Annotated in this window: 27 protein-coding genes; 12 read left to right on the forward strand and 15 right to left on the reverse strand. The window is 69.4% G+C overall.

Going from position 1 to position 26,182, the window contains the following annotated elements; all coding sequences use genetic code 11:
• Window positions 1-66 precede the first annotated feature (66 nt).
• Window positions 67-333 carry a hypothetical protein gene (locus ACAM52_RS13060; RefSeq protein ID WP_070060447.1) on the reverse strand — a complete coding sequence of 89 codons (267 nt, stop codon included), beginning with the start codon at window positions 331-333 and terminating at the stop codon, window positions 67-69.
• Window positions 330-1,871 carry a sigma-54 interaction domain-containing protein gene (locus ACAM52_RS13065; protein ID WP_369647246.1) on the reverse strand — a complete coding sequence of 514 codons (1,542 nt, stop codon included), beginning with the start codon at window positions 1,869-1,871 and terminating at the stop codon, window positions 330-332. Before ACAM52_RS13065 ends, ACAM52_RS13060 begins: the two co-directional genes overlap by 4 nt.
• Window positions 1,872-1,999: 128 nt before the next feature.
• Between ACAM52_RS13065 and ACAM52_RS13070 the strand changes: the two genes are divergently transcribed.
• Genes ACAM52_RS13070 through ACAM52_RS13085 form a run of 4 tightly spaced genes read left to right on the forward strand, consistent with a single transcriptional unit; the run spans window position 2,000 to window position 8,521 of the window.
• Complete coding sequence (locus ACAM52_RS13070; protein ID WP_070060446.1) at window positions 2,000-2,716, forward strand: CerR family C-terminal domain-containing protein; 717 nt, start codon at window positions 2,000-2,002, stop codon at window positions 2,714-2,716.
• Window positions 2,713-4,203 (forward strand): efflux transporter outer membrane subunit, encoded by a 1,491-nt coding sequence (locus tag ACAM52_RS13075; RefSeq protein WP_369647247.1) that lies wholly within the window; start codon window positions 2,713-2,715, stop codon window positions 4,201-4,203. The genes ACAM52_RS13070 and ACAM52_RS13075 overlap by 4 nt, the downstream gene beginning before the upstream one ends.
• Window positions 4,200-5,390, forward strand: coding sequence for an efflux RND transporter periplasmic adaptor subunit (locus ACAM52_RS13080; protein ID WP_369647248.1), 1,191 nt, complete (start codon window positions 4,200-4,202; stop codon window positions 5,388-5,390). Before ACAM52_RS13075 ends, ACAM52_RS13080 begins: the two co-directional genes overlap by 4 nt.
• 20 nt (window positions 5,391-5,410) lie before the next feature.
• Entirely contained in the window at window positions 5,411-8,521 is a 3,111-nt protein-coding gene (locus ACAM52_RS13085) for an efflux RND transporter permease subunit (protein ID WP_369647249.1), read from the forward strand.
• A 30-nt stretch (window positions 8,522-8,551) separates the two neighbouring features.
• Here ACAM52_RS13085 and ACAM52_RS13090 read toward each other — a convergent pair whose 3' ends face one another.
• The 4 genes from ACAM52_RS13090 to ACAM52_RS13105 all read right to left on the reverse strand — a co-directional run bounded on the left by ACAM52_RS13090 (window position 8,552) and on the right by ACAM52_RS13105 (window position 12,292).
• Complete coding sequence (locus ACAM52_RS13090) at window positions 8,552-8,887, reverse strand: multidrug efflux SMR transporter (RefSeq protein ID WP_157627510.1); 336 nt, start codon at window positions 8,885-8,887, stop codon at window positions 8,552-8,554.
• Window positions 8,888-9,096: 209 nt separating this feature from the next.
• A complete protein-coding gene (locus ACAM52_RS13095) occupies window positions 9,097-10,620 on the reverse strand; it encodes a tripartite tricarboxylate transporter permease (RefSeq protein WP_062482511.1) in 1,524 nt (507 codons plus the stop codon).
• 15 nt (window positions 10,621-10,635) lie between these two features.
• Window positions 10,636-11,187: a tripartite tricarboxylate transporter TctB family protein gene (locus ACAM52_RS13100; protein ID WP_062482508.1), complete on the reverse strand. Its 552-nt coding sequence runs from the start codon at window positions 11,185-11,187 to the stop codon at window positions 10,636-10,638.
• Window positions 11,188-11,332: 145 nt separating this feature from the next.
• Complete coding sequence (locus tag ACAM52_RS13105; protein WP_070060440.1) at window positions 11,333-12,292, reverse strand: tripartite tricarboxylate transporter substrate binding protein; 960 nt, start codon at window positions 12,290-12,292, stop codon at window positions 11,333-11,335.
• 132 nt (window positions 12,293-12,424) lie between these two features.
• Here ACAM52_RS13105 and ACAM52_RS13110 point away from each other — a divergent pair, with 132 nt between their 5' ends.
• The 4 genes from ACAM52_RS13110 to ACAM52_RS13125 are packed head-to-tail and all read left to right on the forward strand — an operon-like array spanning window position 12,425 to window position 15,886.
• Window positions 12,425-13,105: a response regulator transcription factor gene (locus tag ACAM52_RS13110; RefSeq protein WP_062481159.1), complete on the forward strand. Its 681-nt coding sequence runs from the start codon at window positions 12,425-12,427 to the stop codon at window positions 13,103-13,105.
• Window positions 13,106-13,125: 20 nt separating this feature from the next.
• Window positions 13,126-14,544: a sensor histidine kinase gene (locus tag ACAM52_RS13115; protein ID WP_369647250.1), complete on the forward strand. Its 1,419-nt coding sequence runs from the start codon at window positions 13,126-13,128 to the stop codon at window positions 14,542-14,544.
• 19 nt (window positions 14,545-14,563) lie between these two features.
• Window positions 14,564-15,031 carry an RNA-binding S4 domain-containing protein gene (locus tag ACAM52_RS13120; RefSeq protein WP_062481157.1) on the forward strand — a complete coding sequence of 156 codons (468 nt, stop codon included), beginning with the start codon at window positions 14,564-14,566 and terminating at the stop codon, window positions 15,029-15,031.
• Between the two features lie 48 nt (window positions 15,032-15,079).
• Window positions 15,080-15,886 (forward strand): PPK2 family polyphosphate kinase, encoded by an 807-nt coding sequence (locus tag ACAM52_RS13125; RefSeq protein WP_369647251.1) that lies wholly within the window; start codon window positions 15,080-15,082, stop codon window positions 15,884-15,886.
• A 16-nt stretch (window positions 15,887-15,902) separates the two neighbouring features.
• On the opposite strand, the gene ACAM52_RS13130 is transcribed toward ACAM52_RS13125, so the two are convergent.
• Window positions 15,903-16,583 carry a hypothetical protein gene (locus ACAM52_RS13130; protein WP_369647252.1) on the reverse strand — a complete coding sequence of 227 codons (681 nt, stop codon included), beginning with the start codon at window positions 16,581-16,583 and terminating at the stop codon, window positions 15,903-15,905.
• A gap of 173 nt (window positions 16,584-16,756) precedes the next feature.
• Here ACAM52_RS13130 and ACAM52_RS13135 point away from each other — a divergent pair, with 173 nt between their 5' ends.
• A complete protein-coding gene (locus ACAM52_RS13135) occupies window positions 16,757-17,122 on the forward strand; it encodes a c-type cytochrome (protein WP_369647253.1) in 366 nt (121 codons plus the stop codon).
• An 8-nt stretch (window positions 17,123-17,130) separates the two neighbouring features.
• On the opposite strand, the gene ACAM52_RS13140 is transcribed toward ACAM52_RS13135, so the two are convergent.
• Both ACAM52_RS13140 and ACAM52_RS13145 read right to left on the reverse strand, forming a co-directional pair.
• The gene (locus tag ACAM52_RS13140; protein WP_354343483.1) at window positions 17,131-17,919 is read right to left on the reverse strand and encodes a winged helix-turn-helix domain-containing protein; all 789 of its coding nucleotides are present in this window, start codon (window positions 17,917-17,919) and stop codon (window positions 17,131-17,133) included.
• Between the two features lie 291 nt (window positions 17,920-18,210).
• Window positions 18,211-19,236, reverse strand: coding sequence for an AraC family transcriptional regulator (locus ACAM52_RS13145; protein WP_062481146.1), 1,026 nt, complete (start codon window positions 19,234-19,236; stop codon window positions 18,211-18,213).
• A gap of 382 nt (window positions 19,237-19,618) precedes the next feature.
• On the opposite strand from ACAM52_RS13145, the gene ACAM52_RS13150 reads away from it, so the two are divergent.
• The 3 genes from ACAM52_RS13150 (at window position 19,619) to ACAM52_RS13160 (ending at window position 21,919) form a co-directional block, all read left to right on the forward strand.
• Entirely contained in the window at window positions 19,619-20,269 is a 651-nt protein-coding gene (locus tag ACAM52_RS13150; RefSeq protein ID WP_369647254.1) for a hypothetical protein, read from the forward strand.
• A 158-nt stretch (window positions 20,270-20,427) separates the two neighbouring features.
• On the forward strand, window positions 20,428-21,138 hold the full coding sequence (locus ACAM52_RS13155; RefSeq protein ID WP_095745057.1) for a Crp/Fnr family transcriptional regulator: 711 nt from the start codon (window positions 20,428-20,430) through the stop codon (window positions 21,136-21,138).
• A gap of 46 nt (window positions 21,139-21,184) precedes the next feature.
• On the forward strand, window positions 21,185-21,919 hold the full coding sequence (locus tag ACAM52_RS13160) for an AP2 domain-containing protein (protein WP_369647255.1): 735 nt from the start codon (window positions 21,185-21,187) through the stop codon (window positions 21,917-21,919).
• A 91-nt stretch (window positions 21,920-22,010) separates the two neighbouring features.
• On the opposite strand, the gene ACAM52_RS13165 is transcribed toward ACAM52_RS13160, so the two are convergent.
• From ACAM52_RS13165 to ACAM52_RS13190, 6 genes are all read right to left on the reverse strand, one after another.
• Complete coding sequence (locus ACAM52_RS13165; protein WP_369647256.1) at window positions 22,011-22,271, reverse strand: hypothetical protein; 261 nt, start codon at window positions 22,269-22,271, stop codon at window positions 22,011-22,013.
• Window positions 22,272-22,365: 94 nt separating this feature from the next.
• Window positions 22,366-22,977: an alkylhydroperoxidase domain protein gene (locus ACAM52_RS13170; RefSeq protein WP_369647257.1), complete on the reverse strand. Its 612-nt coding sequence runs from the start codon at window positions 22,975-22,977 to the stop codon at window positions 22,366-22,368.
• A gap of 7 nt (window positions 22,978-22,984) precedes the next feature.
• Window positions 22,985-23,608 carry a CMD domain protein gene (locus tag ACAM52_RS13175; RefSeq protein WP_369647258.1) on the reverse strand — a complete coding sequence of 208 codons (624 nt, stop codon included), beginning with the start codon at window positions 23,606-23,608 and terminating at the stop codon, window positions 22,985-22,987.
• Between the two features lie 12 nt (window positions 23,609-23,620).
• Window positions 23,621-24,691, reverse strand: a complete 1,071-nt coding sequence (locus ACAM52_RS13180; protein WP_369647259.1) for a putative FMN-dependent luciferase-like monooxygenase — start codon at window positions 24,689-24,691, stop codon at window positions 23,621-23,623.
• A 104-nt stretch (window positions 24,692-24,795) separates the two neighbouring features.
• Window positions 24,796-25,365, reverse strand: a complete 570-nt coding sequence (locus tag ACAM52_RS13185; protein WP_369647260.1) for a hypothetical protein — start codon at window positions 25,363-25,365, stop codon at window positions 24,796-24,798.
• A gap of 38 nt (window positions 25,366-25,403) precedes the next feature.
• Window positions 25,404-26,162, reverse strand: a complete 759-nt coding sequence (locus ACAM52_RS13190) for a thioredoxin family protein (protein WP_354343466.1) — start codon at window positions 26,160-26,162, stop codon at window positions 25,404-25,406.
• Window positions 26,163-26,182 lie beyond the last annotated feature (20 nt).

Consider the following 26,182-nt stretch of genomic DNA (forward strand, 5'->3'; position numbering starts at 1 on the left):
AACCGGTTTCGCCTGATTTCAGTGCATTTGCTCTGTCTTGTTTTCAGACAACTGTCTGTTGATCAGTCAGGGTTTCCCAGCAGAGTCGCGGCGTGCCGCGAGCCAGCTCTCGAACTCGCGCTCGGCCCGCATCCGCAGCTCGTTGCGCGTGTGGTTGCACACCGCGTGCGCGAGGCGCCGGTGCTTCTGCTGGCGCACGCCGCCCAGCGTGGCGTCGAGCAGGTGTTCGATGGTGGCCGACTCGGGCCGACCGTGCGGCTCGTCGAAGTCCATCGGCAGCCCGCACCAGTGGCAGTTCGGGCCGAAGGTGGAACGCAGTGCCTTCACGCTCATGACAAGCCCATCCCCGTCATGCGCTCGTACAGCGTGGCGCGCGAGATGCCCAGCAGCCGCGAGGTCGCGAGCTTGTTGCCGCCGGTGCTTTCGAGCGCGGCGGCGATGGCCTTGCGTTCCAGCTCGGCCACCTGCTGCGACAGCGGGCGCAGCAGTGCCGCCTCCTGGTCGACGTCGCGCAGGCTGTGCGAGGTGTCGGGTGCCTCGATCTGCTCCAGCCCGGCCTCGCGCAGGATGCGTTCGAGCTGCGCCGCGTCGATGCGCTGCGAGTCGCTGCGCATCGTCACCTGCTCCAGCACGTTGCGCAGTTCGCGGATGTTGCCGCGCCAGTGCTGGCCGGCCAGGAGCGCGAGCGCGTCGGGCGTGAGCTCGGGCGGCGCCTCGCCGCTGCGCAGCGCCATGTCCTCGCCCAGCGCCTCGACCAGCGCCGGGATGTCGCTGCGCCGCTCGCGCAGCGGCGGCACGCGCAGCGGCAGCACGTTGAGGCGGTAATACAGGTCTTCGCGGAACAGGCCGCGGCGCACCAGCTCGGGCAGGTCGCGCGAGGTGGCGGCGATCACGCGGGCGTCGAAGGGAATCAGCTTGTTGGAACCCAGCGGTTCGATCTCGCCTTCCTGCAGCGCGCGCAGCAGCTTGGCCTGCAGGCCCAGCGGCATGTCGCCGATTTCGTCGAGGAACAGGCTGCCGCCGTCGGCCAGCTTGAACTTGCCTTCGCGCCCGCGCTTGTCGGCGCCAGTGAAGGCGCCGGGGGCGAAGCCGAAGAACTCGGCCTCGAGCAGCGTGTCGGGCACGGCCGCGATGTTGACGCTGACGAACTGCCCCTTGGCGCGCGTGGACGACGCATGGATCGCATGCGCCAGCAGCTCCTTGCCGGTGCCGGTTTCGCCGAGCAGCAGCACCGGGCTGGTGGACTGCGCGGCGCGGCGCGCGTGGCGCTTCACTTCCACGGCCGCCGGGCTGCTGCCGATGAAGCTCGCGAAGGTGTACTTGGAACGGCGCTGGCCGTCGGGCGCGTGCTGGTACAGCGGGTTGTTGCGCTGGCTGGCCAGCTCGCGGCGCGCGTCGTCGAGGTCGCGCTGCAGCAGCGCGAACTTGCTGATGAGCGGCTGCAGCGTGGTCTCGGGCTGGTCGAACAGCACGATGCCGATGGCGCCGATGACCTTGCCCAGGCCCTCCCCGTCTTCGCGCTCCTCGCGCAGCGGAATTCGGCTGACGACGAAGGTGCCGGCCTTGTTGGTCAGCAGGTCGATGAGGATCGGCTCGCCGGTTTCGAGCACGCGGCGCATCATGGTGTTGGGGATCACGTCCTCGACCATGTGGCCCATGAACTCGTCGATGGACGAGAAACCCAGCGCCGGCAGGAAGCGGCGGTAGCCCTCGTTCACCCAGACGATGCGCCCGCTGCGGTCGACCAGGAACATGCCCTGGCTGATGCTCGAAAACAGATGAAACATCGAGCGCGCGGCGAGCGCGAGGATGCCTTCGGCGTCCAGGGGCAAGGCGGGCGGCGGTGCGGCGGCGGAGGAAGCGACGGACATGCGCGGATCGTACTGTGTGCGGCCCCCGCCCCTGCCGCGCGCAGGCCCACATGCAACCAAAAACAAAAGCCTTCAGCAAGCCTTAAGTAAATCAATCGTTTGATTTCAATCATGCTCTAATCGCGCCGATGAACGCCAGGGACCCCCTCACGCCAACGCCCGTGCCGTCGCCGCGCCGCGCCCCTCGCAGCGACGGCGCCGAGGCGCGCCACCGCCTGCTGCACACCGCGCTGCGGCTGTTCGCCCAGAACGGTTTCGCCAAGACCTCGATCCGCGAGATCGCGCGCGAGGCCGGCGTGAACGTCTCGGCCATCAGCTACTACTTCGGCGACAAGGAGGGGCTGTACTCCGCCACCTTCAACGAGCCGATGGGCAGCGACTCGAACGACCTGGTGGCCGCCTGCAACGTGCCCGGCCAGTCGCTCGAAGCCACGCTGCGCATCTGCATGGCGGCCATGATCGATCCGCTCAAGCAGGGCGAGATCGTGCGCCAGTGCATCCAGCTGCACATGCGCGAGATGCTGGAGCCCACCAGCCAGTGGGCCAAGGAACTGGAGCGCGACATCAAGGGCCCGCACCGCGCCATCGTCGAGCTGCTGTGCCGCCACCTGCAGGTGGAGCGCGCGGACGACGACATCCACCGCCTGACCTTCGCGATCACGGGGCTGTCGATGCAGCTGTACGTGAGCCAGGATTTCATCGAGGCCCTGCGCCCGTCGCTGCTGCGCACGCCGCGCGCCATCGACACCTGGGCCGACCGGCTCACGGGCTACGCGATGGCGCTGGTCCAGGCCGAAACCGCACGCCGCCGCCAGGTGGCCGCCGAGCAGAGAAAGAAGCCATGAGACGACTCCGACGGATTGCCCTTGTTCTGAGCCTGCCGCTGGGCCTCGGCCTCGCCGGCTGCGGCCTGACGCGCCCGCCCGCCTCCGTGCAGGCGCCCTTCCCCGCGCAGTGGCATGCGCCCCTGCCCCACGGCGGCTCGCTGGCCGCGCTGGCCGAGTGGTGGCGCCAGCTGGACGACCCGCTGCTGGTCGAGCTGATCGCCGCCGCCGAAACCGCCAGCCCCAACCTCGCGAGCGCCGCGGCGCGCGTGACCGAGGCGCGCTCCACGCGCGTGCAGGCCGGCGCGGCGCTGCTGCCCAGCCTGGACGGCACGGCGTCGGCCAGCCGGGGCGTCTCGGGCTCGTCGTTCGGCGCGGGCGGTTCTTCGAGCAGCAGCAGCGCCTCCACCGCGCCCGTCACCACGCTGCAGGCCGGCCTGCAGTCGAAGTGGGAGATCGACCTGTTCGGCCGCCTGCGCGCCGACCGCGACGCGGCCCAGCAGAAGCTGGACAGCGCCACCGCCAAGTGGCACGACGCCCGCGTGGCCGTGGCCGCCGAAACGGCCAACGCCTATTTCGCCGAACGCGCCTGCCAGCAGCAGCTGAACGTGTCCGAGTCGGATGCCAAATCGCGCGGCGAAACGGCGCGGCTCACCGACCTGTCGGCGCGCGCCGGCTTCACCGCGCCGGCCGACGCCGCGCTGGCACGCGCCAGCGCCTCCGACGCCTCGGGCCGCCTCACGCAGCAACGCGCCTTGTGCGCGGTGCAGCGCAAGGCGCTGGTGGCGCTCAGCGGGCTCGACGAACCCACGCTCGCGCAGAAGCTCGCGGCCTCGCCCACGCAGCGTGCGCTGCCGGTGGTCGGCGCCATCGCCAGCGTGCCGGCGCAGGCGCTCTCGCAGCGGCCCGACGTGTACGCGGCCGAACTCGGCGTGGCCGCGGCCAGCGCCGAGGTGGGCTCGGCCGAGGCCGAGCGCTATCCCAAGCTCACGCTCTCGGGCTCGATCGGCCGCATGCAGATCCGCACCAGCGGCTTTCGCGAATCGCTCGACACCTGGACGGTCGGGCCGCTGTCGCTCACCGTGCCGCTGCTCGACGGCGGCGCCCGCGCGGCCAACACCGAGGCGGCCAAGGCGCGCTATGCCGAGGCCGTGTCGCTCTACCGCGCCAACGTGCGCCAGGCGGTGCGCGAGGTCGAGGAAGCGCTGGTGAACCTCGACGCCACCACCGCGCGCAGCACCGACGCCGACAGCGCGGTGAAGAACTACCAGGCCTCGTTCGACGCCACCCAGGCCCGCTACAGCAGCGGCCTGGCCAGCCTGTTCGAACTCGAAGATTCGCGGCGCACGCTGTTCGCCGCGCAGACCGCGCGCGTCTCGCTGCAACGCGAGAGCACCGAAGCCTGGGTCTCCCTGTACCGCTCGATGGGCGGCGGCTGGAGCCGCCCCGCCGAAGCATCGTCCCCAATGACCACCACCCCGGCCGCCAAGGTCGCGACGTCGCCATGAAAACAATGAAGCGTTCCACCCTTGTCCTCGCGCTGCTGGCGCTCGTCGCCGTCGTGGCGGCGGGCCTGTGGCTCACCCGCAAGCCGGACGGCGACCACAAGGCCGCGCCCGCCGCCAAGGGCCCCGCGCAGCGTCCGGCACTGACCGTTTCGGTCGCCAAGCCCGAGGCCACCGAGCTGACCGTCACGCTGGCCGCCAACGGCAACGTGGCGGCCTGGCAGGAGGCCGTGGTCGGCTCCGAATCGAACGGCCTGAAGCTGGCCGAGGTGCGCGTCAACGTCGGCGACACCGTGAAGAAGGGCCAGGTGCTCGCGGTGTTCTCGCCCGAGACGGTGCAGGCCGACATCGCGCAGGCGCGCGCCTCGCTGGCCGAGGCCCGCGCCTCGGCCGCCGACGCCGCCGGCAACGCCGCGCGCGCCCGCACGCTGCAGGCCACGGGCGCGCTGAGCCAGCAGCAGATCAACCAGTACCAGACCACCGAGCAGACCGCCAAGGCGCGCGCCGAGGCGGCCGAGGCCGTGCTGGCCGCGCAGCAGGTGCGCGGGCGCAACACGCAGGTGCTGGCGCCCGACGACGGCGTGATCTCCGCGCGCACCGCCACGGTGGGCAGCGTGGTGGGCGCCGGCACCGAGCTGTTCCGGCTGATCCGCCAGGGCCGGCTCGAATGGCGCGCCGAAGTCACCTCGGCCGAGCTGGGCCGCGTGGCCGTGGGCACGCCGGCCTTCGTGGTCAGCGCCAGCGGCGCGCAAGTGAAGGGCACGGTGCGCAGCATCGCGCCCACGGTCGATCCGCAGACGCGCGCGGCGCTGGTCTACGTCGACCTGCCGAACGTGCAGCAGAACACCGGCGTGAAGGCCGGCATGTTCGCGCGCGGCGACTTCGAACTCGGCCGCAGTTCCGCGCCGACCGTGCCGCAAAGCGCGATCGTGCCGCGCGACGGCTTCAACAACGTCTTCACGCTGCTGCCCGACGGCCGCGTGGCGCAGCTCAAGGTGCAGACCGGCCGCCGCCTGAAGGACCGCGTGGAGATCACCAGCGCCCTGCCCGAGGGCGTGCAGATCGTGGTGCAGGGCGCGGGCTTCCTCAACGACGGCGACCTGGTGCGCGTGGTGGATGCCACGCCCGCAGCGACGCCTGCGTCCGCCACCCCGGCGAAGGCGGGGGCATCCGCCCCTTCGCCTAAATAAGCAAGCACAAGGAACACGCCATGAACGTTTCCGCCTGGTCCATACGCAACCCCATTCCGGCGGTGATGCTGTTCGTGCTGCTCACCTTCGGGGGGCTGCTGTCGTTCAACGCCATGAAGGTGCAGAACTTCCCGGACATCGACCTGCCGACCGTCACCGTCTCGGCCTCGCTGCCGGGCGCCGCGCCCTCTCAATTGGAGACCGACGTCGCGCGCAAGCTCGAGAACTCCATCGCCACCATCCAGGGCCTGAAGCACATCACGACCAAGGTGCAGGACGGCGCCGCCACGCTGATCGTCGAGTTCCGCCTCGAGAAGCCCGTGCAGGAGGCCGTGGACGACGTGCGCTCGGCCGTGCAGAAGGTGCGCGCCGACCTGCCCGCCGACGTGCGCGACCCGGTCGTCACCAAGCTCGACTTCGCGGCCCAGCCGGTGCTGGCCTTCACCATCGCCTCGTCGCGCATGGACAACGAGGCGCTGAGCTGGTTCGTCGACAACGACATCACCAAGAAGCTGCTCGCGCTGCCCGGCGTGGGCGCGGTGAACCGCGTGGGCGGCGTCACGCGCCAGGTGCACATCGACCTCGACCCGGCCAAGCTGCAGGCGCTGGGCGCCTCGGCGGCCGACATCTCGCGCCAGCTGCGCCAGGTGCAGACCGAAAGCGCGGGCGGGCGCATCGACCTGGGCGGCAGCGAACAGCCGGTGCGCACCATGGCCACCGTGCAGTCGGCCGACCAGCTCGCAGACATGCAGATCGCGCTGAGCGACGGCCGCCGCATCCGCCTGGACCAGGTGGCGCGCATCAGCGACACCATCGCCGAGCCGCGCGCCGCGGCGCTGCTCAACGGCAAGCCGGTGGTGGGCTTCGAAGTGGCCCGCAGCCGCGGTGCCAGCGAGGTCGAAGTGGGCCGCGCCACTCAAAAGGCGCTGGCCGACCTGCGCGTGCAGCGCCCCGACATCGAACTGACCGAGGCCTTCAACTTCGTCGACCCGGTGGAAGAAGAGTACGACGGCTCGCTGCACCTGCTGTACGAGGGCGCCATCCTCGCGGTGATCGTGGTGTGGCTCTTCTTGCGCGACTGGCGCGCCACCTTCGTCTCGGCCGTGGCGCTGCCGATGTCGGTGATTCCGGCCTTCGTCGGCATGTACCTGCTGGGCTTCTCGGTCAACGTGATCTCGCTGCTCGCGCTCTCGCTGGTGGTCGGCATCTTGGTGGACGACGCCATCGTGGAGGTCGAGAACATCGTGCGCCACCTGCGCATGGGCAAGTCGCCCTACCAGGCGGCCATGGAGGCGGCGGACGAAATCGGTCTGGCCGTGATCGCCACCACCTTCACGCTGATCGCGGTGTTCCTGCCCACGGCCTTCATGAGCGGCGTGGCCGGCAAGTTCTTCAAGCAGTTCGGCTGGACCGCCTCGCTCGCGGTGTTCGCCTCGCTGGTGGTGGCGCGGGTGCTCACGCCGATGATGGCGGCCTACATCCTCAAGCCCATCGTCGGCGCCGAGAAGGAGCCGGGCTGGCTGCGCTGGTACATGCGCGCCGTGGAGTGGAGCACACACCACCGCTTCAAGACGATGGTGATGGCCACCCTCTTCTTCTTCGGCTCGCTGGCGATGATCCCGCTGCTCAAGACCGGCTTCATCCCGGCCGACGACAACTCGCAGACGCAGGTCTACCTGTCGCTGCCGCCGGGCTCCACGCTGGCGCAGACCACGGCCGCGGCCGAGGAAACGCGCCGCCGCGTGATGAAGATCAACCACGTGAAGAGCGTCTACACCACGGTGGCGGGCGGCAGCGCGGGCGGCGACCCGTTCGCGAACTTCGGCACGCCCGAGACGCGCAAGGCCACGCTGACGATCCAGCTCGACCCGCGCGGCGACCGGCCGCGCAAGCAGGTGATCGAGAAAGAGATCCGCACCGCGCTCGAAACCCTGCCCGGCGTGCGCAGCACCGTGGGCCTGGGCGGCTCGGGCGAGAAGTACATCCTGGTGCTCACGGGCGAAGACCCGGTGGCGCTGTCGGCCGCCGCCGGCGCGGTCGAGAAAGACCTGCGCACCATTCCCGGCCTGGGCAACATCACCTCGACCGCGAGCCTGATCCGCCCCGAGATCGCCGTGCGCCCCGACTTCGCGCGCGCCGCCGACCTGGGCGTGACCAGCTCGGCCATCGCCGAGACGCTGCGCGTGGCCACGCTGGGCGACTACGACCAGGCGCTGGCCAAGCTCAACCTCGCGCAGCGGCAGGTGCCGATCGTGGTGAAGCTCGAAGACTCGGCGCGACAAGACCTCGACCTGATCGGGCGCCTGTCGGTGCCGGGCGCGCGCGGCCCCGTCATGCTGAGCCAGGTGGCCTCGCTCACGATGGAAGGCGGCCCGGCCGTCATCGACCGCTACGACCGCTCGCGCAACGTCAACTTCGAGATCGAGCTGTCGGGCGTGGGCCTGGGCGACGCCAAGACGGCCGTCGAGGCCCTGCCCTCGATCCAGAAGTTGCCGCCGGGCGTGCGCATCGCCGAGGTGGGCGACGCCGAAGTGATGACCGAGCTGTTCGCCAGCTTCGGCCTGGCCATGCTCACGGGCGTGCTGTGCATCTACATCGTGCTGGTGCTGCTGTTCAAGGACTTCCTGCACCCGGTGACCATCCTGTGCGCGCTGCCGCTCGCACTGGGTGGGGCCTTCGTGGGCCTCTTGATCGGGCAGAAGGCGCTGTCGATGCCTTCGCTGATCGGCCTGATCATGCTGATGGGCATTGCCACGAAGAACTCGATCCTGCTGGTGGAGTACGCCATCGTGGCGCGCCGCGACCACGGCATGAGCCGCTGGGACGCGCTGCGCGACGCCTGCCACAAGCGCGCGCGGCCCATCATCATGACCACGCTCGCCATGGGCGCCGGCATGCTGCCCATTGCCGTGGGCTTCGGCACCGCCGACTCGAGCTTCCGCTCGCCGATGGCGATGGCGGTGATCGGCGGGCTGATCACCTCCACGGTGCTGAGTTTGCTGGTGGTGCCGGCCGTGTTCACCTACGTGGACGACATCGAGCACTGGATTCGCCGCACCGTGCGCAAGGTGCGCGGGCAGCCGGCCGATCCGCACATCGACGACGACCTGGTCGAGGCGCCGCAGCGCTGAGACCTCCGAGCGCGGGCAGCGGTGGCCCCGCTACCGCGCCTCGATGTTCAGCACCACCACGCCCGCCACGATGGCCAGCAGGCCGACCATGCGGGTCAGCGTGACCGCCTCACCGAACCAGACCATGCCGGCGACCGCGATCAGCGCGGTGCCGGCACCGGCCCAGACCGCGTAGCCCAGCCCCACATCCAGTACGCGCACCGCGAGCGACATGAGCCAGATCGCGCCGGCGTAGCAGGCGGCGGTGAGCAGCGATGGCAACAGGCGGGTGAAACCTTCGGCATGGCGAAGGGCGATGGTGCCGGCGACTTCCGCCGCCACGCTGGCCGCAAGCAGCAGCCAGGCCAGAGTCTGTGGACTCTTCATGGGAATACCTCGTCACACCCCTGCCGTACCGGGCATGGAATGCGGGCGATGCAAGCGGTACCCCGAACGAAGCCGCCATTCTGGGGACATGCGGCGGCGCGGTGATGACTGCGCAGTCAAGCCCCTTGGCGCCGCAGGCGCATTCAAAAAAAAATGCCGCGGGCGCCAATCGCCCGCGGCATGTGAACCGAAAAAGAAAGTCGGTCGCGTCAGGCGTCCAGCTGCGCCAGCCGCTTCAGCTTGCGTTCGCTCATGCGCTTGGCCAGGCGCGGCAGCACCAGCACGGCGACGATGGCGATGATCACCACGATCGACTCGGGGCGCTGGAAGAACACGATCGGGCTGCCCTGCCCCATGGCAATCGCGTTGCGCAGGTTGGCTTCGGCGAGCGGGCCGAGGATCATGCCGACCACCACGGGAGCGGTCGGGAAATCGAAGCGCCGCATCACCACACCCAGCAGGCCAATGCCGAACAGCAGGAACAGGTCGAAGGTGTTCTGGCGCATGCCGTACGCACCCACGGTCGCGAAGATCAGGATGCCGGCGTACAGCTGCGGCTTCGGAATCTTGAGCAGCTTGACCCACAGGCCGACCATCGGCAGGTTCAGCACCAGCAGCATCAGATTGCCGATGTACAGCGAGGCGATCAGCGCCCAGACCAGCGCGGCCGAGGTGGTAAAGAGCTGCGGGCCCGGCTGGATGCCGTAGTTCTGGAACGCGCCCAGCATGATGGCCGTGGTGTTCGACGTGGGAATGCCCAGCGTGAGCAGCGGGATCAGCGCGGCGGTCACGGTGGCGTTGTTGGCGGCCTCGGGGCCGGCCACGCCTTCGATGGCGCCGGTGGTGCCGAACTCGGCCTTGTTCTGCGGGTCTTTCGCGAGCTTCTTCTCGGTGGCGTAGCTCAGGAAGGTCGGGATCTCGGTGCCGCCGGCCGGAATGCAGCCGAAGGGCGTGCCGATGGCCGCGCCGCGCAGCCAGGCGGGAATGGAACGCTTCCAGTCGCGCGAGGTCATGTGCACGCGGGTCAGCTTGTTCTGGCCCTCGACCACGCGGCCTTCGTACAGCACGGCGTACAGCACTTCGGCCACCGCAAAGAGGCCCACCGCCACCAGCACGATCTCGATGCCGTCGAGCAGCTCGGGCATGTTGCCGGTGTAGCGGCCCTGGCCGGTGATCTGGTCCAGGCCCACGCAGCCGATGGCCAGGCCGACGAACAGCGCCGTCATGCCGCGCAGCGTGCTCTTGCCGAGCACCGCGCTCACGGTGGTGAAGGCCAGCAGCATCAGCAGGAAGTACTCGGGTGCCGCCAGGCGCACGGCGTAGTCGGCCACGAAGGGCGCGAACAGCGTGACGACCACGGTGGCGATGGTGCCGGCCACGAAGGAGCCGATGGCCGCGGTGGCGAGCGCGGCGCCCGCGCGGCCGCTCTTGGCCATCTTGTTGCCCTCCATCGCCGTGACCATGCTGGCGGTTTCACCGGGCGTGTTCAGCAGGATCGAGGTGGTCGAACCGCCGTACATGGCGCCGTAGTAGATGCCCGAGAAGAAGATCATCGAGGCCGTGATGTCGACCTTGCCGGTGATCGGCAGCAGCATGGCCACCGCCACGGCGGGGCCGATGCCGGGCAGCACGCCCACCGCCGTGCCCAGGGCACAGCCGATGAGGCACCACAGCAGGTTGATGGGGGTGATCGCGGCCGCGAAGCCGGTCATCAGTGCGTTGAAGATATCCATTTGGCGTGGCTCCGCTCAGATCCAGCCGGTGCTGGTGAGACCCGGCAGGCTGATGGCCAGGAACTTGGTGAACATCCAGAAGACCGGGGCCGAGATCGCCAGGCCCGTCACCAAGTCGGTGACCCAGGTGGCCGGCGCATTGACCTTGGCCTGTCCGGCGGCGCGGCGCAGGCCCTGCACGGCCAGCAGGTAGCACAGCGCGCAGCTCAGGATGAAGCCGATGCTGGTGATGAGCGCCGCATTGAGCAGCAGGCCCGCCGCCACCCAGATGAAGCCGGGCCAGTAGGCGGTGTCGGCGCCGGAGGGCGCGTCGAGCTCGCGAAAGCCCCCGCTGAACGCTTCCCAGGTGATCCACGCGCCGCAGACCATCAGGACGATCGAGACCATCCAGGGCAGGAAGTTGGGGCCGACGCCGCCGTAGCCGGCTTCGGAAGAAATGCCGATGGCGCCGAAGGCCAGCGCGGCGCCGGTCAGCAGCACGCCGAGACCGACGACGTATTGCGGCCAGCGGGCCGCGCCGGAGGTGGCCTCAGCGGAATGTGAGACCGAGGATTCTGGAGTTGTCATTTTTTGCTCCCGCAGTCGTGGGGAAAAAGAATTGCCTCCTTCCAGAAACACCGCGGAACTGGCTCTGCCAGGCCGCAGGTGTTGCCCCCGGAAGGGGGAAGGCGTGCGCGACACGAAGTGCGCGCAGCCTGGGGGCGACTCAAACTCAGACCATGCCGGACTTGGCCATGATGGCGCGCAGGCTGGCGAAGTCGTCGTCGACGAACTTGGCGAAGGCATCGCCCGACAGCACGGCCGGCGTCCAGTCGTTCTTCTTGAGCGACTCGGCCCACGACGGGCTCTTGAGCGCGGCCAGCACCATGTCGGTCAGGGCCTTGCGCTGCTCGGCCGAGATGCCGGGCGCGCCGTACACGCCGCGCCAGTTGCCGATCTCGACGTCGATGCCCTGTTCCTTCAGGGTCGGCACATTGATGCCCGGCAGGCGCTGGGCGGAGGTGACAGCAATGGGTTTCATCTTGCCGGCGGCGATGTACTCGGCGAACTCGCTGTAGCCGCTGCCGCCGATGGTGACGTTGCCGCCCAGGATGGCGGCGGTGGCTTCACCGCCTCCGCGGAAGGCCACGTAGTTGATCTTGGACGGATCGGCGCCGACCTTCTGCGCGATCATGGCCGCGGCGATGTGCTCGGTGGAGCCGCGCGAACCGCCGCCCCACTTGACGCTGCCCGGGTCCTTCTTGAGCTGCTCGACCACGTCCTTCATGGTCTTGAAGGGCGAATTCGACGGCAGCACGAACACGTTGTATTCGGTGGTCAGGCGCGCGATGGGCGTGGCCTGCGACAGGTTGACCGGCGGCTTGCCGGTGATGATGCCGCCCAGCATGACCGAGCCCATGACCATCAGCGCGTTGGCATCGCCCTTGGAGCCGTTGACGAACTGGGCCAGGCCCAGCGCACCGGCGGCACCGCCCTTGTTGTCGTAGGCGACGGTGTCGGCCACCTTGGCGTCGGTCAGGGCCTTGCCCAGCGCGCGGCCGGTGGTGTCCCAGCCGCCACCCGGGTTGGCCGGGATCATCATCTTGACGTTGGCGGCAGCGCGCGCCGACAGCGGCAAGGCGCCGGCAGCGGCCAGTGCGGCCAGGGACTTCAAAAAGGTATCGCGACGCATCGTTGGTGTCTCCTGAGAACTTGGGAACGGATGGAACCTGACTTGGACCTGAGCCGCTATCATGCGCCGCCCCGCTGTCAGTTGGCTGTCCACCAGACTGGGGAAAACACCGAAGTACCGACCCCTGCCCGTATGAAGCTGCTGCTCGTCGAAGACGACCCCTCGATGCAAATCACCCTGCAGCGCACCCTCGGGCGCCGCCGCATCGACGTGCGCATCTGCGGCGACGGCGCGCAGGCGATCGCGCAGTGGCGCGCCGTCGAGCCCGACGTGGTCGCGCTCGACCTGAGCCTGCCGCACGTGGACGGCTTGCAGGTGCTGGCCCAGGCACGCGCCGAGGGGCTGCGCACGCCGGTGCTGCTGCTGACCGCGCGCGGCACGGTGGGCGACCGCATCATGGGCCTGAACGCCGGCGCGGACGACTATCTGCCCAAGCCCTTCGACCTGGACGAGCTCGAGGCCCGCATCCGCGCGCTGCGCCGGCGCAGCCTGAGCGCGGGGCCCGACCCGACGCTGAACCCGCTGGAGGTCGGCAGCCTGCGCTTCGAGCCCGACAACGGCGCCGTCTACCACCGCTCGGAACTGCTCGAGCTCACGCCGCGCGAGCTCGCGCTGCTCAAGGCGCTGATGATGAAACCCGGCCACGCGGTCACCAAGGAGCGCCTGTTCGAGCTGGTGTTCCCGGGCGAATCCGAAGTGCAGTACGAGGCCATCGAGGTGGTCGTGTACCGCCTGCGCAAGAAGCTGGTGGGCACCGGCACCGTGCTGATGACGATGCGCGGCCTGGGCTATCTCTTGCGGGCCGAGACTTGAGGGCGGCCCTGCGGCGCACGATGTCGTCCCTGCGCGCGCGGCTCCTGCTCGGCATCCTGGTGCCGGTGGCCGTGTTCGTCGTGATCAACAGCGTGAGCCTGTACCGCCAGAGCCTGGCGGCCGCCACCACCGCCTACGACCGCACGCTGCTGGCCTCGGCCAAGACCATCGGCGAGCAGCTCGACGTGGAAGGCTACGACGACATGGCGCGACTGCGCGCGATCGTGCCCTACTCCGCGCTCGAGGCTTTCGAGGCCGACAACCGCAGCCGGCTGTTCTACCGCGTGTCGGCGCTCGACGGCGAGATGGTCTCGGGTTTCGCCGAGCTGCCCTTCTGGCGCGGGCGCATCCCCGACCGCGGGGCGTATGCGGCGCTGGTCGATTTCTACGACGCCGAGTTCCGCGGCCAGCCGGTGCGTGTCGCCGTGATGCTGCAGCCGGTGGCCAGCGCGCGCGGCCGCGGCATGGCCGTGGTGCAGGTGGCCGAGACGCTGGAGCTGCGCGAAACACTCGTGCGCAAGCTGCTGCTCGACATGCTCTGGCGCCAGCTGCTGCTGATGGGCGTGATCGCGCTGGTCACCGTGGTCGTGGTGCAGCGCGCCACGCGGCCGGTGCGCGAGCTCGGCGAAGCCATCGAGCGGCGCCCCGAAGACGACCTCTCGCCCATCGACGCGCCCGGCGCCCCGGCCGAGCTGCGCCCGCTCATCGACGCCACCACCGAAGTCATGGGCCGGCTGCAGCGCCTGCTCGACCACCAGAAGCGCTTCGTGCGCGACAGCGCCCACCAGCTGCGCACGCCGCTGGCGGTGCTGAAGGCGCAGGTGCAGTCGGCGCGCCGCGGCGACGTGGCGCCCGAGCAGGCGCTGGTCGAAATCAGCCAGACCGTCGAGCGCGCCACCACGCTGGCCAACCAGATGCTGTCGCTGGCCAAGGTGGAGCAGCTGCGCCAGCAGCCCGAGTCGGCGCTGCTCGACCTGGGCGACGTGGTGCGCCACATCGCGCTCGACCTGTCGCCGCTGGTGGCCGACAAGGCGCTCGATTTCGAACTGGCCGCCGACGACGCCGTGACCATGCGCGCGCATCAGTGGATGCTGCAGGAGCTCACGCGCAACCTGCTGCACAACGCCATCAAGCACAGCCCCGCGGGCGCGCCGCTCTCGGTGCGCGTGCATGCCGAGGGCGACGAAGCCGTGCTCACCGTGCGCGACGACGGCCCGGGCATTTCCGCCGAGCTGCGCCAGCGCCTGTTCGCGCCGTTCTCGGCGGGCAACACCGCGAGCGGCTCGGGCCTGGGCCTGGCGATCTGCCGCGAGATCGTTCTGGCCCTGGGTGGACGCATCAGCCTGGACAACCGCACGGTACCCAACCCCGGCGGCACCGACCGCGTGACCGGGCTCGACGCCGTGGTGCGGCTGCCGCTGTCGCGCCACAATGGCTGACCTTTCTTTTCCGACCTTCATGGACCGTCTGCGCATCGACAAGTGGCTCTGGGCCGCCCGCTTCTTCAAGACCCGCTCGCTGGCCGCGGACGAAATCGGCAAGAACCGCATCCAGGTGAACGGCGAGGTCGCCAAGGCCTCGCGCGAGGTCAAGGCCGGCGACACCGTCGCGATGCGCCTGGGCCCGCTCACGCGGACCGTGACCGTGCGCGGCCTCAGCGGGCAGCGCGGCCCGGCGCCCGTGGCGCAGCAGCTGTACGAGGAAACGCCCGAGAGCCTGGCGGCGCAGGCCGCCTTCCGCGAGCAGCGCCGCATGGGCAGCGAGCCGGCCCTGGCCATCGAGCAGGGCCGCCCGACCAAGCGCGACCGGCGCGAGATCGACGGCGTGCGCCACCAGGCCGAATGGGACAACCGCTGGAGCGCGTCGATCGACGAAAGCAACGGCGACGACGACCACCCGCCTCCACGCGGCCGGCCGCAGCGCTGATTCGCGTACCCTGCGGGCTTCGTTTCTTTTTTGACGGAGCGCCCGCAGATGTCCAAGTTCAAGAAGTACCGCGTCGGCAGCAAGTTCAAGCTCTCGCGCATCGACCCCGACGATTCGCCCTTTCTCACGGGTGACGAGTCGGCCCAGCGCGCCGAGCTCGACACCCTGGCCGTCGAGCTCGACGAACTGCAGGACGTGCTGCACGCCGAAGGCCGGCGCAAGGTGCTGCTGGTGCTGCAGGGCATGGACACCAGCGGCAAGGACGGCACGGTGCGCTGGGTGTTCTCGCGCACCTCGCCGTTGGGCGTGCGGGTGACGGCCTTCAAGGCGCCGAGCGAGGACGAACGCGCGCACGACTACCTCTGGCGCTGCCACGCCGCCGTGCCGCGCACCGGCGAGATCATGGTGTGGAACCGCAGCCACTACGAGGACGTGCTGGTGCCCGTGGTCGAAGGCTGGATCGACGGCGACGAGGCCCGCCGCCGCTATGCGCAGATCAACGACTTCGAGCGGCTGCTCACCGAGACCGGCACGGTCGTCGTCAAGTGCATGCTGCACATCGACAAGGACGAGCAGCGCGAACGGCTGCAGGCCCGCATCGACACGCCCGGCAAGCAATGGAAGTTCAGCATGGGCGACCTCGAGGTGCGCACCAAGTGGGCCGACTACCAGAAGGCCTATCAGAACGCGCTGGCCGCCACCTCGAGCGACCATGCGCCGTGGCACGTGATTCCGGCCAACAGCAAGCGGCACCGCAACATGATGATCGCGCAGCTGCTCGTGAAGACGCTGCGCGACATGAAGCTCAAGCCCCCGCCGCCCGACCCGGCGCTCAAGGGCATGGTCGTGAAGTGAGCCCGGAAGGTCCGGCTCAGGAGCGGCGCACGGGCGCCGTGGGGCGCATCGGCGTTTGCGCCAGCACGCGGCAGTTGCCGAACTCGCAGCGCACGGCCCAGGCCACGCCGGTGGTGCACGGCACGCTGTAGCTCTCGTAGCCCGGACCCTTGGCCGTCAGCTCGGCGCGCGGCTGCACGTTGCAGCGGCCGGCCTTGGCCAGGCGCTCGACGTTGTAGGTGTCGATGCCCGTGCGGCGCGGCTTGAGCGCGAGCACGGGGTTGAAGGTGTTGCCGTAGAACGTGTCCTGCACGTTCGGGTCGAGGTTGCGGTAGCCGCGCTTGGCCATGCAATGGACGATGGCGATCTGCTGGTGCTCGGCGATCAGCGCGCTGCTGGGGCGGGTGTTCCAGTCGATGACGGCGGCGCTGATGCCGGTGTAGGAGGCCGCGGCGACGATGCCCTGGCCGTGCACCGTGATCAGGCCCAGGCCGAGCGCGGCCCACATGGCGTCACCCGATTCGCTGCGCGCGGTGATGCGGGTGGCGGCGGTGCGGCAGTCGGCCACGTCGCTGTCGTAGCGCACCTTGTCCACGCCTTCCATGGCCACCATGGGCACGTACGACATGCCGGTGCCCTGGCCGGGCCCGGTCGGCGGTGCGCTGGCGCATCCGGCCAGAACCACGGTGGCCAATGCAATGCTGAGCGGCAGCTTCATGGGAATCCCTCGTCCTCTTCGCGGTAGTTGCGAGGGATTTAACCATACATATAGTTACTCTTGAATCGACTTGTCGCGAATGAGAGACGTCCTCCAGACGGGGCATTCGGGCGGCAATCCGGGGCCTGCGACTGGGCAAGGTACAGTTTTCACCCCTCCCCGGTTTCCCCTCCATGCCCTGTATTCCCCGGCTTTCCGCTCCCCACTTTCTCTCGATCGCACTCGCTGCCGCATCCTTCGGTGCCGCAGCCCAGCAGCCGCAACTTTCCGCTGTCGACCTGGCCCGCAAGAACGCCTGCATGGCCTGCCACGGCCTGGTGCACAAGCAGGTCGGGCCGGGCTTCGCGCAGATTGCCGACCGCTATCGCAACGATGCGGCCGCGCCAGCGCGCCTGGCCGAGAAGATCCGCAACGGCAGTGTCGGCACCTGGGGCCGCGTGATCATGCCGCGCCAGTCGCTGGTGTCGGAGGCCGACGCGCAGGTGCTCGCGCGCTGGGTGCTGGCGCAACCGCAACAGCAGCAGCCACCCGCGCGCTGAATCGCCGCTCAGGTCGACAGCTGCGACGGCGCGGCCGACGCCACCCGGAAATCCGCCGGGAACGTCCAGGTGCCGGGCGCCTCGCGCTTGCCCAGCTGGCTCAATTGATAGCCCATGCCCCACACCGCGTGCAGCGACAGGCCGTGCGGCTGGTCGACATACAACCCGAGCTTGCGGCGCAGCTTCGACACGTTGGCGTCCAGCGTGCGCGAGCCCGCGGCCACGCCGCTTTGCCAACCGATCATTTCCAGGTGCTCCCGGTCCAGCGGCCGGTTCATGTGGCGGAAGAATTCGGCCGCGAGGTCGAATTCGATCGGCGTCAGGCGAATCTCGGTGCCGGCCACGTCGACCATGTCAAACGGCGACAACAGGCTGAATTCCTGCCAGTCGAGGCTGCGCGGCACCACCGGCCGATTGCGCTGGCGCAGGAAGAATTCGAGCATGAAGTACATCTCCTCGAAGGTCGACGGCTCCGGCAGCACGGCGTCGTCGGGGCCGGCATGCAACAGCGACAACCCGCGGATCTGCCGCTTGCGCGCGCTCATGATCAATGGCGTGTGATAACGCAGCGTTTCACGCACCTGGCCCACGAGTTTTTGCACGTCGTCGGGCGCCGACGGAATTGAAAGCAGCAGTGCCTCGAAATTACCGCTTGGCGCCACCTGCGCAATCAATTCGTCGACATGCGCAAATGCGACGGGCGTATAACCCAGCATCTTGACGGCACGACTGGCGTGCCACCGCGTTCGGGGAGAGGGGTCCAACACTGCAATGTGCGGGGAGTTTTGCTCAAACATTGAAAATTACCTTGCACACCGTGGCGTCACAAACTTCTATTTTTGCCCCGTTGGCGGGGAAATCGACTTTCATCATTCAACCCTTCAGGAATAAATTGCTCTGAATTGTTGAAGGCAGACGCATTTTTTTACGAATGCATTTCCAACCTGCGCAATTCCTTGGGAAGTGAGTCTATTCCCAAATAAAGTTCACAGGTATGAATGAAGGGAACAGAAATATGAGGATCGGGCACGGCGGCCACGCCATGCACCCATCCACCGGCCAGGGCGGCCGGGCCGGCGGCGCGCCGGTCAGCTGACGAGCAACGTGCCGTCTGCCGCGGCCTGCCCCTGCTGCAGGGCAAAGGTGCGCGGCGTGCAGCCGTACTTCTTGCGGAAGACCAGGCCGAAATAGGCCGGGTCCGCAAAGCCGCAGTCGTAGGCGACCTGGGCGACGAACCTGCGCGCCCCCTCGGGGCTGCGCAGCATGCGGGCCGCGGCCTCGAGCCGGTCGTTCTGCAGGGTTTCGAGAAAGGTCATGCCGCGCGCGGCCTTGGCGAACACCTTGTGCACGTAGCGCACCGACACGTTGAAGCTGGCGGCCAGCTTCTGCGCGTCGATCTCGGTGTCGGCGTGATGCTCGCGAATCCAGGCGCGCATGCGGGCGTGCAGGTCGCCGTCGCGCGGCGACACGCGCTCGCCCAGCGCACCCGGCTGCGCCCTCAGCCCGTTCTGTTCCAGCGAGAACGACAGCATCGACATCAGATGCTCACCGAGCAACTGGCGCTGCGCGGGGCTCTGGATGCTGCACAGGTGCTCCACGTCCAGCGCCCGCAGGTAGCCCGACAGCATCCCGGCCCAGCCCTTGGCGCCGGCCAGCCGCAGGTCGGTGGACTGGTCCGCATGCGGCAGCCAGCGGTTCACCACCGCTTCCGACAGGCCCAGCGTCCATGAGTTGGTGGCCTCGGTCGAGCGCAGGCGCAGCGGCTGCCAGGAATCGATCAGGACCATGTCGCCCGCAGCCAGTTCGATGCGCTGGCGCTGCTCGCTGATGGCCAGGCCGCCGTCGAGCTTGATCAGCAGGTGATAGGGATAGACCTCGGCACCCATGAGCTGGCTCGGCCCCGTGCGCTCGATGGTCGCGCCGCTGCCGTGCACCCGCATGAAGGCCATCCCGGCCGTGTCGACGATGGTGAGTTCCTGCTGGAAGTGGCTGCGCTCGGGGCTGTCCAGCCGCCCCACGTGCGGGCCGATCTCGTCGGCCCAGAAGGCGAACCCGTCTTTGCGCGACACCATGCCGGTGTGAAAGCGCTGGATGCGACTGTCGGTGTCGGACATGCGGCACGCCCCTCTTCCTCCATGCAGCCGGCGCCACGCCAGAAGCCGCGGGTCACGAACGGGAACTCCCGATTTTTTCCTGACAGGTCCGCGTGGACCTCGGATAATTTTTACAAACGATAACAGAGATAACAGCCCGGGTGTTCGGGGGGATGACGCACCGCGCCCACCGGCGCAAGCCACGGTTCCAGGCCTTGCCGATCGCCGCTCGGCATGTCGGACGGGCCCGCTTCGCCCTTCAGCCGGTGCTCGCGGCGGGCAATTGCATCCGGATGTGACTCGCGACACATCCGCGCCGCGAAAGCGAATGTCAAAGAAGGGCGCGATTCGTAGCATTCCTTCGGATCGAACGTCAACCGGAACTCTCTCTACTGGGGATGAAATGGCTGCCTTGTTTTTCACGGAACTCGAACCTTTCGGCACGCGATGGCGCGCAGCGCTGGCGTCCTGCCTGCCAGCGCTGCGCCGCGATGCCGAAGTGGTGCGGCCTTCGTCTCCCCCACCGGCGGACCGGGTGTGTGCGCTGGTCTTCATCGCCAACCTGGCGCAACTGGCCGACACCGACGGCCCGGAGGTGGCGGCGGGCGTCAGCCGCGAGATCCGGCGCCGGCTCTTCGCGGCCTTCCCGCCGTCGGGGGACACCGACCTGAGCTGCCTGCGCGACGACTGCTTTCTGCTGCGAACCCGCCACGCGCGGCTGGACGACCTGCTGGCCGCGCTCGGGCGCGAGCCGATCCTCGTGAAGGGCATCGCCGCCCAGCCGCAGCTGCATGCCGACTGGATCGCCCTGCGCGACAGCGGGCCGATGAGCCCGGCCGAGATCGAACTGGCGCTGTGGGCCGCACAACCGCATCCCGCGCCCACGGCCAGGGGGCGGCCTGCGAGCGACGTCGTGGTGGACGACATCGAGCACGTGTACGACCTGCGCATTGCGCGACAGGGAGATGCCCTGTGGCTGCGCGAGCGCTGTCTGCGAGGCGCCGAGGAACGGGCCCGGATCGACACGCTGTTCGCGCAGCTCCAGCCCGGCTGAGATGGCCTTGCCGTCTTCAGCCCGTCGCAGCCCGGCCCGGCGAAGGGGCGCCCGATGGCGAGTCGCCCCGGGGGCGCCGCACCGTCCTGTTCCTTGACCGCCGCCCGTGGATTCGCCCATGAGAACGAACCGCCGATGGTCTCGCAACCCCCTTGGCCATGTATCTCCATCCCCTGATCGCCAGCGTGCCGCCCGACGAGCGCGCCGCCTTGATTCGCAGCAGCGCGCTGCATTCCTACCGGCGCAACGAGATCGTGCTGCAGGCGGACACGCACACCGACCGCATCTACTGCGTGGCCACGGGCCTGCTGCGCGCGGTCGACAGGGACGTGACGACCGACTTCATCCGCCGGGGCGATTTCTTCCTCGGCCCCTCGCTGGGCGAGAACAGCTACCAGGCCACCTCGACGCTCGTGGCCGCCCTGCCCTCGTCGGTCTACCACCTGCCGGTGGCCGCGGTGCGCCGGCTGTGCGCGCTGTACCCCGAGGTGACCATGGGCCTGCTGGAGATCGCGATGAAGCGCGTCGCCATGGTGCGCGGGCAGTTGCGCCGCATCTCGTCGCTGTCGTCCGAAAGCCTCGTGAGCCGCGTGCTGCACGAGCTGACGCAGCTGGCGCCGGCCGCCACGGGCGGCTACGACAAGCGCATCACCCAGGCGGTGATCGCGTCGTACTCGGGGCTCTCGCGCGAAGTCGTCAACAAGACCATGCGCGACATGGAAAGCCGCGGGCTGGTGCGCCGCGACGACCAGGGCGTGCACGTGCCGCCGACCTTCGCCTCGACCGATTTCGGCAGCCTGCCGCCGGACGCCCACGAGCTCTCCGACGAGCTCTGTGCCTGGAACGGCGACAGCCCCGAAGCGCCATGACGCGCCGCCTTCACCGGCCCTGACTGCAACAAGGACAGCACCGACGATGCCCAAAGGAATTCCGAACCCCGTCGACATGTATGGCATTTCTCCCCGCCCGTGGGGCTTCGAGGTGTCGCTCGTGCGAAACGGCGTGCGCTACGCGCGCCTCTTCGGCCACGCCAGCTACGGCGGCCCCCAGCAGGCGCTGCGACGCGCCCAGGCCTGGCGCGACACCATCGTGAAGGAGCATCCGCCGGTCGCGCGCAAGGACCGCGCGCAGACCCTGCGCAGCAACAACAAGACGGGCGAGCCCGGCGTCTTCAGCCGCTTGTCCGCGCAAGGCAAGCCGGTGGCCTGGCTGGCCAAGACCTACCTCGGCAACGAGGAAATCCTGCGCGCCGAATTCGACCTCGCCGACTGGGGCCCTGCGGCCCGCGCGCATGCCATCGGCGAGCGGCAACGCCAGCTCGGCCGCATGGTCGGCCTCGCGCGGCTGCACCCCGCCGAAGAAGCCATCCGCCGGCGCCCGCCGCCCGACGACGAAGCGGCGCTGCCGCCCAAGCGCTCGAAGTCGGAGATCGTGCGACGCAACAACACGAGCGGCGTCAGCGGCGTGCAGTTCAAGACGCCGCGCGCGGGCCATCCCGGGTACTGGGTGGCGATCACCTACACGGCGGGCAAAGGCAGCGTGAGCAAGTCGTTCTCGGTGCGCACGCTCGGCCACGACGTGGCGCGCGACATGGCGATTGCCGAACGCCAGCAGCAGTTGCAGGCGAAGACGTCGGACGACGACGCGTGAGCGCCAGCAGCGTCCTGGCGAGGATTTGCAACGCCGCCCTGGCGTGAAAAGCGCGATTTCATGCCCAGTTATTTGCGGGACACCACACCAGCTAACGCTGGTTCTGTTGCTCGCTCCTGTGCGCGATGACCGCGTCGCGCACCGCGCGCTTCGATGCCAGTTGCGGCTTGCCGCAACTGCTGCAGCGATAGAAGCGCAGGCCGGGCAGGAACTTCATCCACGACCGCCGGTGGATGCGCTCCAGCCCGGCCAGTCCGCATCGGCAGCGGACGAAAGGATTGCCGAAGGCCGGGCCGGGCGCGGGCGCGCGGCCGTGGCGTGTCGTTGCGTACCCAGGAGCGTCGGTGTGCATGCGGGTCATCGTGCCGACCCACGGGCACGCCGCGCGCCCGACTGTGATCCCGCTCACTTGCCGCCGCAACAAATCTGCGCGCGGCCGCGCGGGCCTACGTCGCAGCAGGCGCCTGCGGTTCGCCCAGCGAGAGCATCAGGCGGTTGGCCCAGTTGAAGAAGGCCGCGCCATGCACGACGTCGGCAATCGCCAAGTCGTCCAGCCCCTGCGCGCGCAAGGCGTCGACGTGCGCAGACCCGAAGGTCGACGGCGTGGCCGACAGCGCGACCGAGGCTTGCACGATCGCATTCCAGCGCGCGCCCAGGTCGGCCTGCACGCCCTCGTCGAGCAGGCGCTGCACGTCGTCCGTGCGCTGCGAGAAATGCGAGGCGAAGCGCGCGTGCACCGAGGCGCAGTAGATGCAGCCGTTGAAGCGCGAGGCCGCGGCGGCCGAGAGCTCGCGCTCGGCGCGTGGCAGGCCGGCGTCGGGGTTGTAGAAGATGTCCTTGTCGGTGCGCGTGCGCGCGCCGAGGATGTCGGGGTCGCGCGCCAGCAGGCGGAAGTACGGCGACTTGGCGCGCGACGCGTCGACGAGGCCCGCGTAGTGGCGCTCGGTCAGTTCGTCTTCGGGCAGCGGTTCGAGCCAGGGCAGCCATTCGAGCTGCGCCTGCGTGAAGCTGCGTGGGTGCGTGTTGCCGGGATGGGTCAGGGTCGATTCGGTGCTCATGGGGCGCTCATGCAGAAGGGGTGGCCAGCGCGCGCAGGCCGATGACGACGCGGATCTGGAACGCAAGGAACGCCACCAGCTGCGACAACGTAACGATCTCCGTGGTGCGCCATCCCGCATCGAGCAGCGCCTGCAATGCGGCCGGACTGGCGTCGCGCGGGTGGAAGACCAGCAGGTGCGCATGCGCAAGGCCGGCCGACAGCCGTTCGCTCAGCACCGCGCGCTGCGCCGCCTCGACGGCGTAGACCGGGCCAGCCGCGTCTTCCACGCTGAGTGGACCTTCCGGATAGCGGCCATACGGCCCTTGCGCAGCACCGCGTGCGACCTCGGCCTCGATGGCCCTCGCCACGCTCTGCCCCGCCAAGGCCTCGGCATAGAAGCGCGCCACGTCGGGTTGCCCGTGCAATCCGGCGACGAAGGCCGCGATGGCGAAACGGTCTGCGATCTCGAAGTGCCCGGCGACGGGCTCGGTCGGCGCGAACAGCGCCAGGTAGCTCTGCTGCGCCTGCGTGCGCGCCTGCTCGCGCTGCGCGCGCAGCCGGTCGAGCGCGCTGCCGGGCGCGATGCCCACCAGCTGGTCGATCACGTCGACAGCCTGGGGAACGGGAGGAGAAGAAACAACGGCATTCATAGAAAAAACAGCCTAGAGAAGCGCAAGCGATTGAAGGTCCGGCACGCCCGTGTCGCGCGCCCAGCCCAAGGCCGGTGCGACGACCGTGGCGGTCAGTTCGATGGAACGCAGGATGGCCGCGTGCGGCGGATCGACCGAATGCACCTGGCACACGAGGTCGGTCACGCGCGCGAGCGTGCGGTCAGCGCGCAGCGAGGCGATCACGTCGTCGGGCGAACCGACATGCACGTCGTACGCGGCGATCAGCTGGTCGAGCGGCGCATCGGCGCGGACGCGGTCGGCCAGGCCGATCTGCCCCGTGGCGGCGGCCTGCACCACCGCGCGGCGCAGCCCGGTCTCGGCCAGGCGCAACGCCTCCTTGCGGGTGTCCGCCACGAACACGCTGCGCGAACCCACGATGCGCGGCGTGCGCCCCGGCGGCAGTGCGGCCAGGTAGGCGTCGATGATCGGGTCCTGCAGGTCGGCCAGCGATGCATCGGGCGCCTGCGCAGTGCGCGGCTGCGTGCGCGAGAGCATCAGCCCGTCGCCGGCCGTGCCCGCGCGCGTGCCGCCGCCCACCGAGAACGTGGCCTGCCAGAGCCGGCCGAGCAGTTGCGCACCCGCCGGGTACAGCGTGTCGCCGCCGGGCAGCGGCCGGCCGGCCCAGGCCTCGCGCACCGTGGCGAGCTGCCGTTCGAACAGCGCCGCGCGGTCGTCGCTGTCCAGCCCGAAGGCCGCGAAGGACGCCGGCGTGCCGCCCGTGCCGACGCCCACTTCGAGCCGGCCGCCCGAGAGCAGGTCCAGCACGATCGCGTCTTCGGCCGTGCGCACCGCGTTCTCCAGCGGCAGCGTGACGATGCCCGTGCCCAGGCGGATGCGCCGCGTGCGCGAGGCCACGTGGGCGAGGAAGACTAAGGGCGACGGCAAGCCGCCCTCGTGCTCATGGAAATGGTGCTGCGCCACCCAGGCGGAATCGAAGCCGAAGGCCTCGGCATGGGCGATCTGCGCAGTGACGAGGCGGTAGCGCTCGGCGGCGGGGGCATCGTCGAGCAGCCGGCTGAAGAAGCCGAGCCGCTTGCGCGGGGAAGTGAAGGTACCGGGCATCCGAAGGCCTGTGGGGTCGAGAGCCTTCGAGTGTTGCGCCGCAGGCCGCTCGAATGGAACGCCGGTTTTCGCGTTTGCTTATGCGCTTTGCGCGCATCGGGCGTTCAGTGCGGCATCGCAGGTGATCGCCGTGTGAAGCGCCGCAGCCAGCCCACGCCCGCCCCGACGCCGACCGCCATCAGCCCGGTGGTGGCCAGCATCGCCGCCGTGTGGAGCGCGACGGCGGCGAGCGCCCGCACGAGCGAACCACTCATCGCGCCCTTCGCCGCATCGCCCATGCACAGCGGGATCAGTGCCGGCACCAGCATCAGGCCGGCACCGTGCGCAGTGGACATCATGAAGGACCACAGCGCCAGTCCCGCATGCCCCGCCGGCGCACGCGCCATGGCGGGCAGGCGCCCCGACAGGTGAACGAGCACGCCCCCCGCGAACAACCCGCCGGCCAGCCACTGCAGCAGGCCCCGGTCCATCGACAGGCCGAAGGCCACCGCAACGACCACGAGCGCCACCGAGGCGACATGCCCGACACCGATCGGCCACAGCGCCCGCAGCGCCTGCGCCCGGTCGTGCGCGCGCAGGCCCCAGGCGGCGGCGAACATCCAGCCGGTGGTGGGGTTCAGGCCGTGCAGGACGCCCATTCCCGCCACCGCCAGCCAAGGCCAGAGGCTTGCCATGGTGCGGACCGATCGACACGCCGGGTCGCGCGTTTCTCTTAGGACTGTGCGTGGCAGCAACCACCCGCCGCCGCAACGGGCGCGGGCTCGTATCGGTCGTGGTGACGGATCCAGTCCATCGCGTAGGACGGGTTGTGCTCGCCGCGGCCCTTGGGCACGAGGTCGAGCATGTTGTAGGTGCCCATCATCACTTCCACGCCGCGACCGTAGGTCGAGTAGGTGTGGAACACGTCGTCGGCGTCGTCCTTGAAGAACACGCTGACGCCGGGCGCCTCCTCGCTCGGGAACGGCTGCTTCACGTAGTTGTAGGCAACGGCGCCGCTGGCCATTTCGTCGGGCGTGAAGCTCACGCCGAAGTCGTGGTTGAAGTCGTTGTCGTGCGACGAGACCCAGGCGAACTGCCAGCCCATGCGCCGGCGGAAAGCCTCGATGCGGGCCAGCGGCGCGCGCGAGACGGCCACCAGCGTGACGTCGCGGTGCGCGAGGTGCACGCGCATGCCGTCGGAATGGTCGGCCATGAACGAGCAGCTCTGGCAGCCCTGCTCCCAGTCGGGGCCGAACATGAAGTGCTGCACCAGCAGCTGGCGGCGGCCTTCGAACAGGTCGGCGAGCGGGCGGCGGCCCTGGGGCGTGTCGAAGACATAGGCCTTCTCGACGCGCGTCCACGGCAGCGCGCGGCGCTCCTCGGCGATCCGATCACGCAGCTGGGTCAGTTCCTTCTCGCGCGCCAGCAACGACTTGCGCGCGTCGATCCAGCGCTCGGGGGTCACGACGGGGTGATTCACTGGGGTGTTCATGGTGTGCTCCTTGGCTTGCG

The organism is Variovorax sp. V118 (genome assembly GCF_041154445.1).
In the GTDB taxonomy this organism is placed as follows: domain Bacteria; phylum Pseudomonadota; class Gammaproteobacteria; order Burkholderiales; family Burkholderiaceae_C; genus Variovorax; species Variovorax boronicumulans.